Below are 14,071 nucleotides of genomic sequence, written 5' to 3' on the forward strand. Positions count from 1 at the left end.
TTTCACGGCAAATTCGCACCATGTCTCAGGTGGTTCGCACATTGATGTTTCTTGCCTGTCTGCTTTTCGGCGCCATGCCGGTGCAGATGGCGCTGAGCATGCCGACGGCCACGGGCAAGACTGTTTCCTCACAGACCCCGATGAAACATGATGCCCATTCACACCATTCCGATCGGGACGGCGGCTCTCATACGCAAGGCAAGAATGCTCCTTATAGTGCAGCCATGGGTGGCTGCTGTCCGCATGGCGACAACGCCGCGCATCCCGGCTCCTGCGCCGCCTGCCTGATCGTGGTTCCGCGAACGATCTTCGCCGATAGCGTCCGGATGACATTCGCCTATCCGAAACCACAACGCAGCACCCTCTTCAATGGCGAGGCTTTCGCGCCGCCCCTGCCGCCTCCCCGCGCCTGACGCCATATTTTTCCAGACAATCCATCGAAAAATACGTCAGACACAGGAAGGATAATCCATGTCTATCAAAACCATCACGCTCGCCGCCGCTTTCACCACCGTCTTCGCCATGCCCCTTTTCGCACAGGAAGCGGGCGGCCATGCCGGACACGACATGTCAAAGAGCGCAGCAGGCGAAACCGCGTCCACCAAGGCCTTCATGGAAGCCAGCAAGAAGATGCATGGCGATATGGCGATCGACTATAGCGGCGATGCCGATGTCGATTTCGTGCGCGGCATGATCCCGCATCATCAGGGCGCAATCGATATGGCAAAGGTTCAGCTGGAATACGGCAAGGACCCGGAAATCCGCAAACTGGCCGAAGAAGTGATCAAGGCGCAGGAGGGCGAAATCGCCATGATGAAGGCCTGGCTGAAGTCGAAGGGCAAGTAATTAATGCTGACGAATGGGGAACGCCGGTTGCGGCGCTCCCCTTTTCTTCTCCCCGCCGGGGAGAAGGTGGCCCGAAGGGTCGGATGAGGGGGCAAGCTCTCCGTATATCGCTACCGTCGCCCCCTCATCCCGCTGCCGCGGACTTCTCCCCCTCGGGGAGAAGAAACAAGCGGCGGCCTTCCCATGCCAACGGTGCCACTCGCCACTCTGCTACACCCCGGCGAGACCAGCCTTGTAGTCCTCCGACGCCGCACGGCTCAGTCGTTCCAGTTCCATTGCCGCACGGCTGGTGTGGCGTTCCTTGTGGCGTAACAGGGCGAAGTTGCGGGCGGGCAGATCGATGCCCGAACGGACCAGCAATCCCTGCCGCAGGAAAAGGGAAGCGACGGATGCGGAAACCGCCGTCGCCGCGCCGCCGGAGCGCGCTGCCATCACCACCGCCTCGTTGGACGGCAGTTCGAGCATGACAGACAGTTCAGCCGGGTCCACACCCATCTGCCGTACCGCCGCCTCGAAGGCGGAGCGGGTGCCGGAGCCCTGCTCGCGCAGCACCCAGGATGTTCCGTAGAGCATGTCGAGGGCGGTGAGATACCGACCGTCAGCGAAGGGATGGGCGGAGCCGGTCACCACCAGCAGCTTGTCGGATACCACGGGCTGCACCACCAATGCGGGCTCGTCGATCCTGCCCTCGATGAAACCGACCTCCGCCAGACCGTCGAGCACGGCCTGCGTGACCGTTTTCGTATTGCCGATATCGAGTTTCAGCGTAACGCCCGGATAGAGTTTCTTGAACTGCATGAGGATTGGCGGCAGCCAGTAGCTTGCAATCGTCTGGCTGGCGCAAACGGTGATTTCGCCGCGTGTCAGGCCGCCCATTTCGGAGAGGATCAGTTCGGCGTTGCGGACGCGCGCCAGCGTCGCCCTGGCCTCACCCAGAAACACCCGGCCGCTTTCGGTCAGCTCGATATTGCGGCCGACGCGATGAAACAGTTCGACATTATAAAAGGCTTCCAGATTCTTGATGGAGGAACTGACGGCGGAGGCGGTCAAACCGATGGCTTCGGCAGCCCTTGTCAGGTGCTCGCGCTCAGCGACGGCGATGAAAATGCGGAGTTGCTCGAAGGTCATGGCTCTTCATTCGATTTTACCGAATAATATATGCCATATTATTTGATAGAATAAAACAGGCCGCTGCGGCATTGTCTGGCCATGGCACAGCATCGCACCCTCACTCATCCTTTTCAGTTCTCCCTTCGCTGGTTGACCCCGCTTCTGCCGGGAATTCTGCTCTGCGCGGCAGTCAGCTGCGCGGCTATTCTCGCGGAGCGTTTTCAGGTGCGCCTTGCCGGTCATGCATGGCTGGGCGATCTTGTGCTTGCCATTCTGATCGGCACGCTTTTACGCTCGCTGGTGTCGCTGCCGGCGGTTGCTGCGGCCGGGATCAAGTTCAGCGCCAAGACCCTGCTCGAAATCGCCGTGGCGCTTCTTGGCGCGTCGCTCAGCCTCGCCATTCTCAAGGGCGCCGGCGGCCTGCTGATTGGCGGTATTGCGCTGATTGTCGCCCTGTCACTGGTCGTCAGCTATGCCGCCGGGCGAATGCTGGGGCTGCCGCCGAAACTGGCGACACTGATTGCCTGCGGCAACTCCATCTGCGGCAATTCCGCGATCGCGGCGGCCGCACCCGCCATTGGCGCGAAGCCGGAAGATGTTGCTGCCTCGATTGCCTTCACCGCGGTCCTCGGTGTCGCCGCCGTTCTGCTGATGCCGTTCCTGCCACAGCTTCTCGGTCTCGACGCCACCCAATACGGTATCTTTGCGGGCCTGACGGTCTATGCCGTGCCACAGGTTCTGGCCGCCACCGCACCGCTCGGCGCCGTCGCCGTGCAGACAGGCACCATCGTCAAGCTCATCCGCGTGCTGATGCTGGGACCGGTCATCGCCGCCCTTTCCGTCATCCACGGCCAGTCCGGCACGGGACGGCTGAAATTGCAGCAGATGGTTCCGTGGTTCATCATCTGCTTCGTGCTGATGATCATGGCCAGATCCTTCGGCCTTATTCCCGAGGGTCTGCTCGGTCCCCTCGCCTCGCTTTCCAACATCCTCACCATCATGTCGATGGCGGCACTGGGCCTGTCCGTCGATATTCGCAGCCTTCGCCATGCCGGCGGCAAGGTCATCGTCGCCGCCAGCCTGTCGCTCGTCCTGCTTGGAATTCTGAGTTTCGGCCTGATCATGCTGACGCAAGCGGGCTGAACGGTACTACCGCTACTTTTCGGTGCTGACCGTCAGCGTATAATGCGCACCGAGACCGCGACGGGGTAACCCCAGGATTAGCGTCGGGCGGATCAGCCATTCCGTATCCGCCTTCGGCGTCAGCGTTGCCGTTTTACCTTCGGAATCGCTGAAGAAGATCGCATCCTCATCCGGTGTGGAAAAATCGAAGATCGCCATCAGGACGAATTCGCTGGAGGAGGCAAGCTCCACCTTCACCGTCTGCCCGGCCTTGACTTTCAAACGGTAGACATCGCCGCGCCCGCGCCGCGTCCAGCCATCGAGCTTCAGCGGCCCCGTCGGCGGCATCGCCACTTCCTTCAGCCTTTCTCCATCATCCAGCCAGATGCCATCGACATTGCGGCTTTCAGCGAAGGACTGATGCGGCACGGCCGCCATCGCCATGGTGAGCGCCAGAAGAAGGGAGGTTACCTTCATGGACGTACAAACTCCCGCCGCATGACCTCGATCGGCTCGCGGCAATGACAACCTTCGATATGATCGTTGACCATACCCATGGCCTGCATGAATGCATAGACTGTCGTCGGACCGACGAAACTCCAGCCGCGTTTCTTCAAGTCCTTGGAAAGACGAATGGACGCGGCACTGGTGGGGTTGGCCCTTAACGTCGCATAGTCCAGCTTTTGCGGCCTTTCTGCGGCGGCGGGCTCGAAACTCCAGAAATAACGGGCGAGCGAACCGAATTCGTCGCGCAATTCCAGGGCGCGGCGGGCGTTGTTGATCGTTGAGACGATCTTGCCGCGATGGCGGATAATGCCCTTGTCCGCAAGGCAGCGCTCTATCTCGGCTTCACCGAACTCCGCTACTTTTTCAAATTCGAAATTGGCAAAGGCAAGACGGAAAGCCTCGCGCTTGCGCAGAACCGTCAGCCAGGAAAGCCCGGACTGAAATCCTTCCAGGCAGATCTTCTCGAACAGGCGACGGTCATCGGTAACGGGGTAACCCCATTCCTCATCGTGGTAACGGCTGTAATCCTCCAGCCCCTGCTGCCAGAAACACCGCACACGGCCATCCGCACCGGTTTCAAGTCCCGCCTCATCCATTCCGCAACAACCCTTTTCCGCTCCCGCAAATCACCGGCGGGACATGCGCACTTACCACTCATTCACCACGTTTCAAAACCCGGTGCTAACCCTAAATACAGGTTGCACTAATGAAGCGCTTTTTAATGAACAGCCATTTACGATTCACTTGCGTCAAGGTGCGAACGTGTCCGGCAATGCGGGCGAACAAACCCGCGATTTCCATTGTTGCGACATCCCGCAGAGAGATTCCACCCGATGACGATGAAGTCCGTTTTTCTGGCGCTGAGCCTCGTTTCCACCTTCACGGCGCCTGCCGCCATGGCCAATGAGCGTTATCGCGAGCGGCCGCCCGTCATCGTCAGCCCGGACCTGTCCGCGCCCTGGGTAACGCAGCTCGGGCGTGGCAATGTGCGCCCCGTGGTTTATCCGCGCGCACCGGCCGCACGCCAGCCGCTCTTCCAGCAGCGTCAGGCCGCAGCCATGCCCCAGCGCCCAAGCTCGGGCGTCACATCACAACGCCCGGCACGGGTGCAGAACGCCGCCGTGCGCCCGAACGCGCCGGTGCGCACGCAGATCGCCCCGCAGTTCCTGCCGCAGATCGTGAGCTACCAGACCACTCAGAAGCCCGGCACGATCGTCATCGATACGCCGAACCGCTTCCTCTATCTCGTCATGGCCGATGGCAAGGCGCGCCGCTACGGCGTCGGCGTCGGCAAGCCCGGTTTTGAATGGGCCGGAACGCACAAGGTGACCCGCAAGGCGGAATGGCCGAGCTGGACCCCGCCGAAGGAGATGATTACCCGCGAAGCGGCGAAGGGACACTACCTGCCGGCCTTCATGGAAGGTGGCCCGGCCAATCCGATGGGCGCGCGCGCCATGTATCTCGGCTCAACCCTTTACCGGATCCACGGCACCAACCAGCCCTGGACGATCGGCAGCAACAATTCGTCCGGCTGCATCCGCATGCGCAACGAGGATGTCACCGATCTTTATGAACGCGTCAACGTCGGAACCACCGTCATTGTGATATGACGGCAACGGGTTCCCCTATTCCGGGTGATATCGGACCACATCGCGGCGTATGCGCTTGTATTGCCGCCTTGCGGCGGTACACTCCGGGCAAATCTGATTGATCGAGACTTGGCGGGGGACGCCAGGCGCCGGACCTCTCTCAGGGGGATGATGGAACGGCCTTAAAACGGGTGGTCAGCTGACCGCCCGTTTTTCGTTTCTGTCATTTAAATGTTACCAAAAAACGCTTTGGTGCATTTCTGATATCAATCTGGATTCTCTTCATGCCGCGCCACGCTTCTTTTGTCTGCGCCCTGTTGTTCAGCGGCGTTTCCTTCTCCGCAGCAATGGCGGGGGAATTTGAAATTTCCGGTTACGGCGGCTGGCAGAGCGCCCCGCACAGCGACGTGAAAGTGTCCGACGGACCGGACTTCCGGGCTGGATGGGAAGGCAAGTCGTTTTCAAGCCCACCCTATTGGGGCGTGCGCGGCACCTACTGGTTCGACGAGGGCCGGCTCAACAATTTCGGTATCTCGCTCGATTTCACGCATGACAAGGTCTATGCCGATGACCAGACCCTTGCCCGCTCCGGCTGGTCGCATTTCGAATTCACCGACGGCCTGAACCTGTTGACGCTGAATGCGCTCTACCGCTTTCCGCTGGAGAACCTGCCGCTGACACCCTATGTCGGCGCGGGCGTCGGCATCAACGTGCCGCATGTGGAGGTCACACGCGGTTCCGGTCGCACCTTCGAATACCAGTTCGGCGGCGCAACCCTGCAGGCACAGGCCGGTCTCAGCTACCGCATCACCGACAACTGGTCGACCTTCGTGGAATATAAAGGCACGTATTCCTTTATCGACGTGGATATCGACAATGGCGGCAAGCTCAAGACCGATATCATGACCAATGCGGTGAACTTCGGCGTCGCCTACAAGTTCTAGCGTTGGGCTGGAAAATCGGGCGACAGGGCACCCCCCTGAACCTCATTCCCGTGCTTGTCACAGGAATCCAGTCGGCGCGCGTCTGCGCGGCGAAGGGAGCCCTTTCAGCCCAAGGACTTGGGCTGGCTGGATTCCTGTGACAAGCACAGGAATGAGGGACGAGTGCGCACCACAGGCATTGCGCTCTAAGCGGAAAGCCTCGCCGGTTTCGGACCGCCATAGGCCCAGTCCAGCAGCTCGACCGTGTGCAGGATCGGCATTTCCGTGCCGGTGGCGATCTGCGTGATACAGCCGATATTGCCGGTGGCGATGACATCCGCTTTCGTTGCCTCGATGTTCTTCACCTTGCGTGCCTTCAGCTTTCCGGAAATCTCGGGCTGCATGATGTTGTAGGTTCCGGCCGAACCGCAGCAGAGGTGCCCTTCCGCCGGATCGCGCACAGTAAAACCGGCAGCTTTCAGCAATTGCTTCGGCGCCATCGTGATCTTCTGGCCATGCTGCATGGAGCAGGCGGAATGATAAGCGACCGTCAGGCCCTGGCTCTGCTTTTGCGGCAAGTCGAGGGTGGCAAGATATTCGGTAATGTCTTTCGCGAGCGCCGATACCCGCGCGGCCTTGTCCGCATAAGCCGGATCGAGCCGCAGCATATGGCCGTAATCCTTGATGGTCGTGCCGCAGCCGGATGCGGTGATGATGACGGCATCGAGCCCGCCATTCTCCATCTCCTGCGTCCAGACATCGACATTGCGGCGGGCGGCGGCCAGCGCCTCGGCCTCTCGCCCCATATGATGCACCAGCGACCCGCAGCAGCCTTCTCCCCTGGGGATCACGACCTCGACGCCGAGCCGCGACAGAAGGCGCAGCGTCGCCTCGTTGATACCGGGGTCGAGCACCGGCTGGGCGCAACCGGTGAGGATGGCGACGCGACCGCGCTTCTCGCCTTCCGCCGCCCGTTCACCCGGCCGTGCGGAAGCGGAGACGGCGGGGATGGAGGCGGGAGCAAGATCGAGCATGGATTGCAGCGGCTTCAGTGCCGGAAACTTCGCGAACAGCCCGGCAAAGGGTCGCGCGATCCTTGCCAGATGCAGGGCCAGCCGGAAGCGACCGGGATAGGGCAGAACAGCAGCCAGAAGATTGCGGGTCAGGCGATCCATGAACGGGCGTTTATAGGTCTGTTCGATATGGGCGCGGGCATGATCGACAAGATGCATGTAGTCCACGCCGGAGGGACACGTCGTGGTGCAGGCAAGGCACGAGAGGCAGCGGTCGATATGGGTAACGACCTCCCGGTCGGCCGGGCGGCTGTTTTCCAGCATGTCCTTGATGAGGTAGATGCGGCCGCGCGGACTATCCAGCTCGTTGCCGAGCGTGACATAGGTGGGACAGGTGGCGGTGCAGAAGCCGCAATGCACACATTTGCGCAGGATCTTTTCGGATTCCGCCACATGCGGATCGGCCAGCTGCTCAGGCGTGAAGGATGTTTGCATGGTTCAGACGGCCCTTTCCATCGTTACAGCCATCTTGCCGGGATTGAAGATGCCCACTGGGTCGAGCTTTTCCCTGATGCGTTCAGACAGTATGGCTTCCGCCGCCGGGCGTGGTTCGAATGCCGGCACGGTGGCGCGTATCGCATCATTTGCCCGCATCAAGGTGGCATGTCCGCCGCCAAGCGCGCGAATGGCGCCGCGCAGCAGTTCCGCCTCGGGATCGGCCTCCATCTGCATCCAGACGAGACCGCCTTGCCAGTCGTAAAAGGCATCGATGCCGGCTTCCATGCGCAGGGCGGCCACCAGCCGGTGGCCTTGCGCCGGCGCGACCGAGACTTTCCAGAGCGGTTTGGCGTTTTCCCCGGCATAGGGCGCGACATCCCGCACCTGACGCCACAAAACCGTGCTTTCCTCGCCTTCCAGCAGCGCCCATGGGCCAACCCTGTCCATGACGGAGAGGAGTTTGGCCGCGCGCGCCTCCACCGACGCCGCGAGACCTTCCAGCCTGAGGATCGTCGCCGGGCCTTCCGGCAGGGCGCCATCGATGAAACGGGAGCGTACGCTTTCCGGCAGATGGGCCGCACCGGAGACCTCGACGCTCATCGCCATGGCCGCCGCCATGATGCGCGTCGCCGCCTCGTCATCCAGCCCGGAAACAACGACTGTCTTTTCCGAAGGCGGTTTCGGCAATACGCGGAAGGTGACCTCCGTCAGAAAACCGAGCGTGCCGTGCGATCCCGCCAGAAGCTTCGAGAGATCAAGCCCGGTGACATTCTTCATCACCCGGCCGCCGGCCTTGATGACATCAGCCCGGCCATTGACGAACCGGATGCCGAGCAGGCTGTCGCGAGCAGCACCCGCCACATAGCGGCGCGGGCCGGAGACATTGGCGGCGAAAACGCCGCCAATGGTGGGTTCGCCTGCGGTTGCCATGATCGCGCGATGGTCCATTGGCTCGAAAGCCATCATCTGCCGGTTTTCGGCAAGGGCGGCCTCGATGGTGGCGAGCGGCGTTCCGGCCTTGGCGGTCATGACCATTTCGGCGGGGACGTAGGAGACTATACCGTTCATGGCACGGGAGGAGAGCGCATTATTTGCCGCGACGGCGTTGCCGAAACCGGAACGGGTGTTGCCGCCGATGATTTTCAGCGGGGTTTTTCGAGTTGCGTGGTCGCGGATGATATCGGCGGCCTGTGTTTCTGAGTATGGGGTCAGCATAAGGTGGCCGCCTTTGAGCAAGTGATACCCCCCTCTGCCCTGCCGGGCATCTCCCCCTCAAGGGGGGAGATCGGCAAGAGGCTGGCACATCGTTTCAATCCCGCCGTTCGAGAATTGAGCGGGAGGTCGCCGCTTGTCGATCTCCCCCCTTGAGGGGGAGATGCCCGGCAGGGCAGAGGGGGGTGAGCCGCACCCACCAAGGCTACAGAGCTAAAGCACATCAATTCCGTCCCTCCAGCGGAAACACCTTGGATGGGTTCATCAACCAGCCCTCGTCAAAAGCCCCGCGCACCGCCATCTGCTGGGCCAGATCGGCCTCGCCATATTGGTGGCGCATGAGATCGCGTTTTTCGATGCCGACACCATGCTCGCCGGTCAGGCAACCACCGGCATCGACGCAGAGCTTCAATATCTCATTGCCCGCCTCTTCGGCCCGGGCGGCATCATCAGGGTCATTGGCGTTGAACAGGATGAGCGGGTGCATGTTGCCATCGCCCGCATGGAAGACATTGGCAACGCGAAGGCCGAGCCGGTCGGTGATTTCACTCGTCTTTTTCAGCACGTAAGAAAGTTGGGAAAGTGGCACCGTGCCATCCATGCAGATATAATCCGCGATGCGGCCCGTTGCGCCGAAAGCGGATTTGCGGCCTTTCCAGATCGCCGCCGCCTCCATGGCCGACTGGCATTCCTTCACCGTCTTCACGCCGTGTGTTCTGGCAATGGCAACGATATCCGCCAGCATGGCGTCCATTTCCGCCTCGGAGCCTTCGACCTCGACGATCAGAAGCGCGCCGACATCCAGCGGATATCCCGCCTTGGCGAAGGCCTCGCAAATCTCGATTGCCGGCTTGTCCATGAATTCGATGGCGACCGGGATGATGCCCGCGCCGATGATATCGGCGACGCAGGAGCCCGCTTCTTCGGAGGTTTCGAAGCCGAACAGCACCGGCCGCGCACCCTCGGGCTTGGCGATCAGCCGCACCGTCGCTTCCGTAACAATGCCAAGCTGGCCTTCCGAGCCGCAGACGAGGGCGAGCAGATCATAACCGGCGGCATCGAGGTGCTTGCCGCCCAGCTCCAGCACCGTGCCATCGACGAGCACCATTTTCACGCCGAGCAGATTATTGGTGGTGACGCCATATTTCAGGCAATGCGCGCCGCCGGAATTCATGCCGATATTGCCGCCGATAGTGCAGGCAAGCTGCGAGCTTGGGTCCGGCGCATAAAAGAAGCCTTCCGCACCCGCCGCATCGGAAATGGAAAGATTGGTGACACCCGCCTGGACCTGCGCCGTGCGATTGTAGAAATCCAGTTCGAGGATCGAGGACATCTTTGAAAGGCCGATCACCACCGCATCCTCCTGCGGGATCGCGCCGCCGGAGAGCGAGGTGCCGGCACCGCGCGGTACGACCGGAATGCCATAACGGTTACAATATTTCAGCACCGCTGCGACCTGCTCGGTCGTCTTCGGCAGCGCAACGGCCAGCGGAAGGCGGCGGTAGGAAACGAAGGCATCCGTCTCGAAAGGCACGAGCTCACGTGGCTCATGCACAAGACAGTCCTCGGCGAGGATATCCTTCAAATCGGATATGATGCGGTCACGGCTCGCCACGACCTTTGCCCGCGGCTCCAGAAACTTGATCGGCTGCGTCACCGCCCCTCCTCCATGCACGTCTTGCCAAGTGGTATTCTTTCTTTACCACTTTGAAAGAGCGCAATCAAATGTTATGGATTTTTTCCATCACGGAAACAATCAGAGGTCAACTGTGACAAATCTGGGCGATCTGGAAGTCTTCGCAACCGTTGCCGCCTCCGGCAGCATGTCGCTTGCCGCCAAGGAGCTTGGCTATTCCCCAGCCGTCATTTCCAAGCGCATCAAGCGGCTGGAAGAGAAACTCGGCGCACGGCTGTTCCAGCGCACCACAAGGCAGATTTCGCTGACCGAAGCGGGTCAGGGTTTTTACGAGCGGGTGCTTGCCGTGCTGGAAGGGCTGGAGGATGCGGAAGATTTCGTGTCCGGCCGGGCGAATACCGTCAACGGCACACTGAAAATCTCCGCCCCCACCTCTTTCGGGCGCATGCATATCGCGCCGCATCTGCGGATTTTCATGGAGCGGCACCCGGACCTGTCGGTCAATCTGGTCTTGAGCGACGAATTCATCGATATCATCGAAGGCGGCTACGATCTGGCGATCCGCATTGCCGATCTCAATTCCTCCAGCCTCGTCGCCCGCCGTCTGGCGCCCGTGCGCCGCGTGCTCTGCGCCTCGGCGGACTATGTGGCCACCCACGGCATGCCGGAAACGATCGAAGATCTGAAGAAGCACCGCTGCCTGCCTGCCCACAACAACGATATCTGGCGATTGGAGGGGCCGGGCGGCGCGCTCAGCATCCGCCCGGAAGGCATGCTGGTCACCAATTCGAGCGAGGTGATCCGCGAGGCGGTGATTTCCGGACTCGGCATTGCGCTGCGCTCAACCTGGGATATCGGCCATGAACTGCGCGCCGGTAAACTGGTGCAGGTTCTGCCCGCCTATGAGGGGTCGCGAAACGTCACGCTGTCGGCGGTTTATCCGAGCCGGCAGTTCCTGCCCGCGAAAGTGCGGCTGTTCATCGACTATCTGGCCGGGCTTTATGGGCCGTCGCCCTATTGGGAGCAGGGCTAGAACGGCGGAGGCGCTGGTCATGCCACTTGTTCTGCCCTCGTCCCTGTGCTCGTCACAGGGATCCAGCCAGCCCAAGTCCTTGGGCTGAAAGGAGTCCTCTCGTCGCGCAGACGCGCGTCGGCTGGATTCCTGTGACAGGCACAGGAATGAGGGAAGCGCGAGTGTGCCTTAATGCCCACCCTCGGCATGGGAGCGACGGACGCGGCGCACCACCCACCAGACGCCGAGTACGGCAAAGGGGACGGAAAGACCCGTAACCACGGTGGGGTCGACCGGCAGCACGTCGTGGCTGATGGCCTTGGTGAGATAACCAATAAGGCCGACGACATAATACGAGATGGCGGCGACCGAGAGACCCTCAACCGTCTGCTGCAGGCGAAGCTGCATGGCGGCGCGCTTGTTCATGGTGTTGAGCAGCACCGTGTTCTGCCGCTCCAGTTCCACGTCGATCCAGCTTCTGACGAGAGCCGTGGCGCGATAGAGCTTGCGTGACAGGTTGGCCTGCCTTTCCTCGACCGACTGGCAGGTGCGCATGGCGGGCGCGAGCCGTCTTTCCAGAAAGCTGCCCATGGTCTCGTGCCCCTGAACCGGCGTTTCCGCAAGCGCGCGAATACGTTCGCGCACAATGCCGTCATAGGCGCGGCTGGCGCCGAAACGATAAAGACTGAGCGCGGCATTGGCTTCGAGTTCCGCCGCAAGCCGGGTCATTTCGGCCAGAAGCGCATCGGCCTCGTCGCGCGCGCCGTTCTTCATGCGCTGGGTGATGCCCGTCAGGCCATCCTCGATGCGGCGGATTTCCGGCGAGAGTGTCTGCGCCATCGGCAGGCCGAGCATGGCAAGCGTGCGATAGGTCTCGATATCCAGCAGCCGCTGCACCAGCGCGCCGCGGCTGTAATCGCTCAAGCCCCGGTCTATCACCAGGATCTGCGTCAGCCCATCGCGATCCTGACGGAAATCGGTAAGGATCGCCGCCTGACCGTCGCGCACGTCGCTGTGACAGAGGCTGGTCGGCTCGAACAGCGTCTCTGCTTGCGAGGCGAGCTTATTGTCGTTGCGAATTTCCAGCCGCACGCCTGATATCAGCGAGCCGGGCGGCGAAAAACCATCCCCGAAAGGGTCTCCGACAATATCGCCGCCGAATTTTTCCGGCGCGGGGCCATCCCAGAACCAGGTCGAGAATTCGGTATGCCGTTCCCAGCGCAGCGTGCCCTGCCCCCAGGGCATGGCGTGATGGCGGGCGTCGCGTTCCGGCGGCGCGACACCCCGGCTGCGCGACATTTCCGCAATGACCGAATGATGCACGGCCGAGCCGCCATCCATCATGAAGGCGAGCTGGACGATGATGCGCGACGGAGCCAGCAGCACCGTTGGCCGCGCATGAACTTCCCCGAGCGCCAGCGACCTTTCCGGCGCGCTTGCGAAAGCAAATCTACCCTTGGCCATTGCGATACCGTCCCCGCCTGTTCCGCCGGTTTTCTAAAGCATCAATGGCGATGACGACACCGCAATCGAGACCGATGTAATTGTTTTGATGCACCTGGCGGAGAAAACCCGCCATCATCACCCTGTCCGGGCACAGCTTTAACAAAAGCCAAGTTAAATAGGCAGATGCCGTGTTGACGCAGGGCAGCGCTTCAAGTGAAAGACATGAACTGGACAGAATATTTGACCAGTACGATATTCCGCTGATAATTTGCGTTCCATTGCACCTATGGGCACACACAGAGGGCGGATTTTTACCGGAGAATGCTGCGATGGATGAAACGCTGTTCGCACGGATAGAGCACAGCCGCACAGCGCAGGAGGTGATCTTACGTTTCGAGGAACTGATCCTCGACGGCATATTGCGTGACGGTGACCGGTTGCCTGGCGAGCGGGAACTCGCGCAACGGCTCGATGTCTCGCGGCCGATCCTGCGGGAAGCGCTGAAGGAACTTGAAACGCGCGGCCTTCTTACCAGCCGGCATGGCGGCGGCACCTATGTCGCCGATATTGTCGGGCCGGTCTTTTCCGACCCCTTGAGTGCGCTGATCACCCGCCACAGCCGGGCAACACGGGATTTCCTCGAATATCGCCGCTATGTTGAAGGCATGACCGCCGAACTTGCGGCGAAACGCGCGACGGAGCCAGACAGGCGTAACCTTGCGGCCATCGTCGAAAAGATGCGCGAGGCCCATGAGGCGGGCCGTTTCGATGACGAGTTGACGGGGGACGTGGAGTTTCACAATGCCATCGGTGAAGCGGCACATAATATCGTGCTGATGCACACATTGCGGTCCTGCTACCGGCTCCTGAGCGACGACATTTTCTATAACCGCCATCTCATCTTCACCGTGGCCGGTGCGCATGACGAGGTGCTGCGACAGCATATCGCCATCCACGATGCCATCGCATGCAGCGATCCGGCGGCGGCGAGGGCCGCGGCGGAGGCCCATATCGACTTCATCGTGGATACGACATCGAAGGCGCATCAAGCGCGGGAATGGGACCGGATTTCGCGCCTCAGGCAACAGCAGCGCGACGCCTGAAAACGGCGAAAAACGAAATACGGCAGCTCTTTTATTCAGGTTTTTATGGAACCT

Annotated in this window: 14 protein-coding genes; 7 read left to right on the forward strand and 7 right to left on the reverse strand. The window is 61.2% G+C overall.

All coding sequences use genetic code 11. The annotated features are described in order from the left end of the window. Positions 1-20 precede the first annotated feature (20 nt). Together OK142_RS05540 and copM are read left to right on the forward strand one after the other, a co-directional pair. Positions 21-413, forward strand: a complete 393-nt coding sequence (locus OK142_RS05540; protein ID WP_498681514.1) for a hypothetical protein — start codon at positions 21-23, stop codon at positions 411-413. Positions 414-471: 58 nt separating this feature from the next. Further along, positions 472-846, forward strand: coding sequence for a CopM family metallochaperone (gene copM, locus OK142_RS05545; protein WP_003494050.1), 375 nt, complete (start codon positions 472-474; stop codon positions 844-846). 210 nt (positions 847-1,056) lie between these two features. Here copM and OK142_RS05550 read toward each other — a convergent pair whose 3' ends face one another. Next, positions 1,057-1,974: a LysR substrate-binding domain-containing protein gene (locus tag OK142_RS05550; protein WP_003494048.1), complete on the reverse strand. Its 918-nt coding sequence runs from the start codon at positions 1,972-1,974 to the stop codon at positions 1,057-1,059. An 81-nt stretch (positions 1,975-2,055) separates the two neighbouring features. Between OK142_RS05550 and OK142_RS05555 the strand changes: the two genes are divergently transcribed. Further along, complete coding sequence (locus OK142_RS05555; protein ID WP_003494046.1) at positions 2,056-3,099, forward strand: YeiH family protein; 1,044 nt, start codon at positions 2,056-2,058, stop codon at positions 3,097-3,099. 12 nt (positions 3,100-3,111) lie between these two features. On the opposite strand, the gene OK142_RS05560 is transcribed toward OK142_RS05555, so the two are convergent. After that, on the reverse strand, positions 3,112-3,555 hold the full coding sequence (locus OK142_RS05560) for a hypothetical protein (protein ID WP_003494044.1): 444 nt from the start codon (positions 3,553-3,555) through the stop codon (positions 3,112-3,114). Further along, positions 3,552-4,181 (reverse strand): DNA-3-methyladenine glycosylase I, encoded by a 630-nt coding sequence (locus OK142_RS05565; protein ID WP_003494042.1) that lies wholly within the window; start codon positions 4,179-4,181, stop codon positions 3,552-3,554. Before OK142_RS05565 ends, OK142_RS05560 begins: the two co-directional genes overlap by 4 nt. Positions 4,182-4,418: 237 nt before the next feature. On the opposite strand from OK142_RS05565, the gene OK142_RS05570 reads away from it, so the two are divergent. Then, positions 4,419-5,195: a L,D-transpeptidase gene (locus tag OK142_RS05570; protein WP_003494039.1), complete on the forward strand. Its 777-nt coding sequence runs from the start codon at positions 4,419-4,421 to the stop codon at positions 5,193-5,195. A 263-nt stretch (positions 5,196-5,458) separates the two neighbouring features. After that, positions 5,459-6,118, forward strand: a complete 660-nt coding sequence (locus tag OK142_RS05575; protein ID WP_003494037.1) for an outer membrane beta-barrel protein — start codon at positions 5,459-5,461, stop codon at positions 6,116-6,118. A 185-nt stretch (positions 6,119-6,303) separates the two neighbouring features. Here OK142_RS05575 and glcF read toward each other — a convergent pair whose 3' ends face one another. The 3 genes from glcF to OK142_RS05590 all read right to left on the reverse strand — a co-directional run bounded on the left by glcF (position 6,304) and on the right by OK142_RS05590 (position 10,477). Then, positions 6,304-7,605: a glycolate oxidase subunit GlcF gene (gene glcF / locus OK142_RS05580; RefSeq protein WP_498681519.1), complete on the reverse strand. Its 1,302-nt coding sequence runs from the start codon at positions 7,603-7,605 to the stop codon at positions 6,304-6,306. A 3-nt stretch (positions 7,606-7,608) separates the two neighbouring features. Beyond that, the gene (glcE, locus tag OK142_RS05585) at positions 7,609-8,823 is read right to left on the reverse strand and encodes a glycolate oxidase subunit GlcE (RefSeq protein ID WP_498681520.1); all 1,215 of its coding nucleotides are present in this window, start codon (positions 8,821-8,823) and stop codon (positions 7,609-7,611) included. A gap of 220 nt (positions 8,824-9,043) precedes the next feature. Further along, complete coding sequence (locus OK142_RS05590; protein WP_498681522.1) at positions 9,044-10,477, reverse strand: FAD-binding oxidoreductase; 1,434 nt, start codon at positions 10,475-10,477, stop codon at positions 9,044-9,046. A gap of 112 nt (positions 10,478-10,589) precedes the next feature. Here OK142_RS05590 and OK142_RS05595 point away from each other — a divergent pair, with 112 nt between their 5' ends. Further along, complete coding sequence (locus OK142_RS05595; RefSeq protein ID WP_082184598.1) at positions 10,590-11,489, forward strand: LysR family transcriptional regulator; 900 nt, start codon at positions 10,590-10,592, stop codon at positions 11,487-11,489. Between the two features lie 168 nt (positions 11,490-11,657). Here the strand turns inward: OK142_RS05595 and OK142_RS05600 are convergent, their stop codons facing one another. Then, a complete protein-coding gene (locus tag OK142_RS05600) occupies positions 11,658-12,932 on the reverse strand; it encodes a DUF3422 family protein (RefSeq protein WP_137037155.1) in 1,275 nt (424 codons plus the stop codon). Positions 12,933-13,243: 311 nt separating this feature from the next. Here OK142_RS05600 and OK142_RS05605 point away from each other — a divergent pair, with 311 nt between their 5' ends. After that, the gene (locus tag OK142_RS05605; protein ID WP_498681524.1) at positions 13,244-14,017 is read left to right on the forward strand and encodes a FadR/GntR family transcriptional regulator; all 774 of its coding nucleotides are present in this window, start codon (positions 13,244-13,246) and stop codon (positions 14,015-14,017) included. Positions 14,018-14,071 lie beyond the last annotated feature (54 nt).

It is taken from the genome of Agrobacterium sp. BT-220-3 (assembly GCF_025910175.1).
In the GTDB taxonomy this organism is placed as follows: domain Bacteria; phylum Pseudomonadota; class Alphaproteobacteria; order Rhizobiales; family Rhizobiaceae; genus Agrobacterium; species Agrobacterium oryzihabitans.

Bases quoted from the DNA above. Each gene is read 5' to 3' on its own strand.
- OK142_RS05555 (WP_003494046.1), top strand. From the start codon at position 2,056: ATGGCACAGCATCGCACCCTCACTCATCCTTTTCAGTTCTCCCTTCGC.
- copM (WP_003494050.1), top strand. From the start codon at position 472: ATGTCTATCAAAACCATCACGCTCGCCGCCGCTTTCACCACCGTCTTC.
- OK142_RS05570 (WP_003494039.1), top strand. From the start codon at position 4,419: ATGACGATGAAGTCCGTTTTTCTGGCGCTGAGCCTCGTTTCCACCTTC.
- OK142_RS05600 (WP_137037155.1), bottom strand. From the start codon at position 12,932: ATGGCCAAGGGTAGATTTGCTTTCGCAAGCGCGCCGGAAAGGTCGCTG.
- glcE (WP_498681520.1), bottom strand. From the start codon at position 8,823: ATGCTGACCCCATACTCAGAAACACAGGCCGCCGATATCATCCGCGAC.
- OK142_RS05605 (WP_498681524.1), top strand. From the start codon at position 13,244: ATGGATGAAACGCTGTTCGCACGGATAGAGCACAGCCGCACAGCGCAG.
- OK142_RS05550 (WP_003494048.1), bottom strand. From the start codon at position 1,974: ATGACCTTCGAGCAACTCCGCATTTTCATCGCCGTCGCTGAGCGCGAG.
- OK142_RS05540 (WP_498681514.1), top strand. From the start codon at position 21: ATGTCTCAGGTGGTTCGCACATTGATGTTTCTTGCCTGTCTGCTTTTC.
- glcF (WP_498681519.1), bottom strand. From the start codon at position 7,605: ATGCAAACATCCTTCACGCCTGAGCAGCTGGCCGATCCGCATGTGGCG.
- OK142_RS05560 (WP_003494044.1), bottom strand. From the start codon at position 3,555: ATGAAGGTAACCTCCCTTCTTCTGGCGCTCACCATGGCGATGGCGGCC.
- OK142_RS05565 (WP_003494042.1), bottom strand. From the start codon at position 4,181: ATGGATGAGGCGGGACTTGAAACCGGTGCGGATGGCCGTGTGCGGTGT.
- OK142_RS05575 (WP_003494037.1), top strand. From the start codon at position 5,459: ATGCCGCGCCACGCTTCTTTTGTCTGCGCCCTGTTGTTCAGCGGCGTT.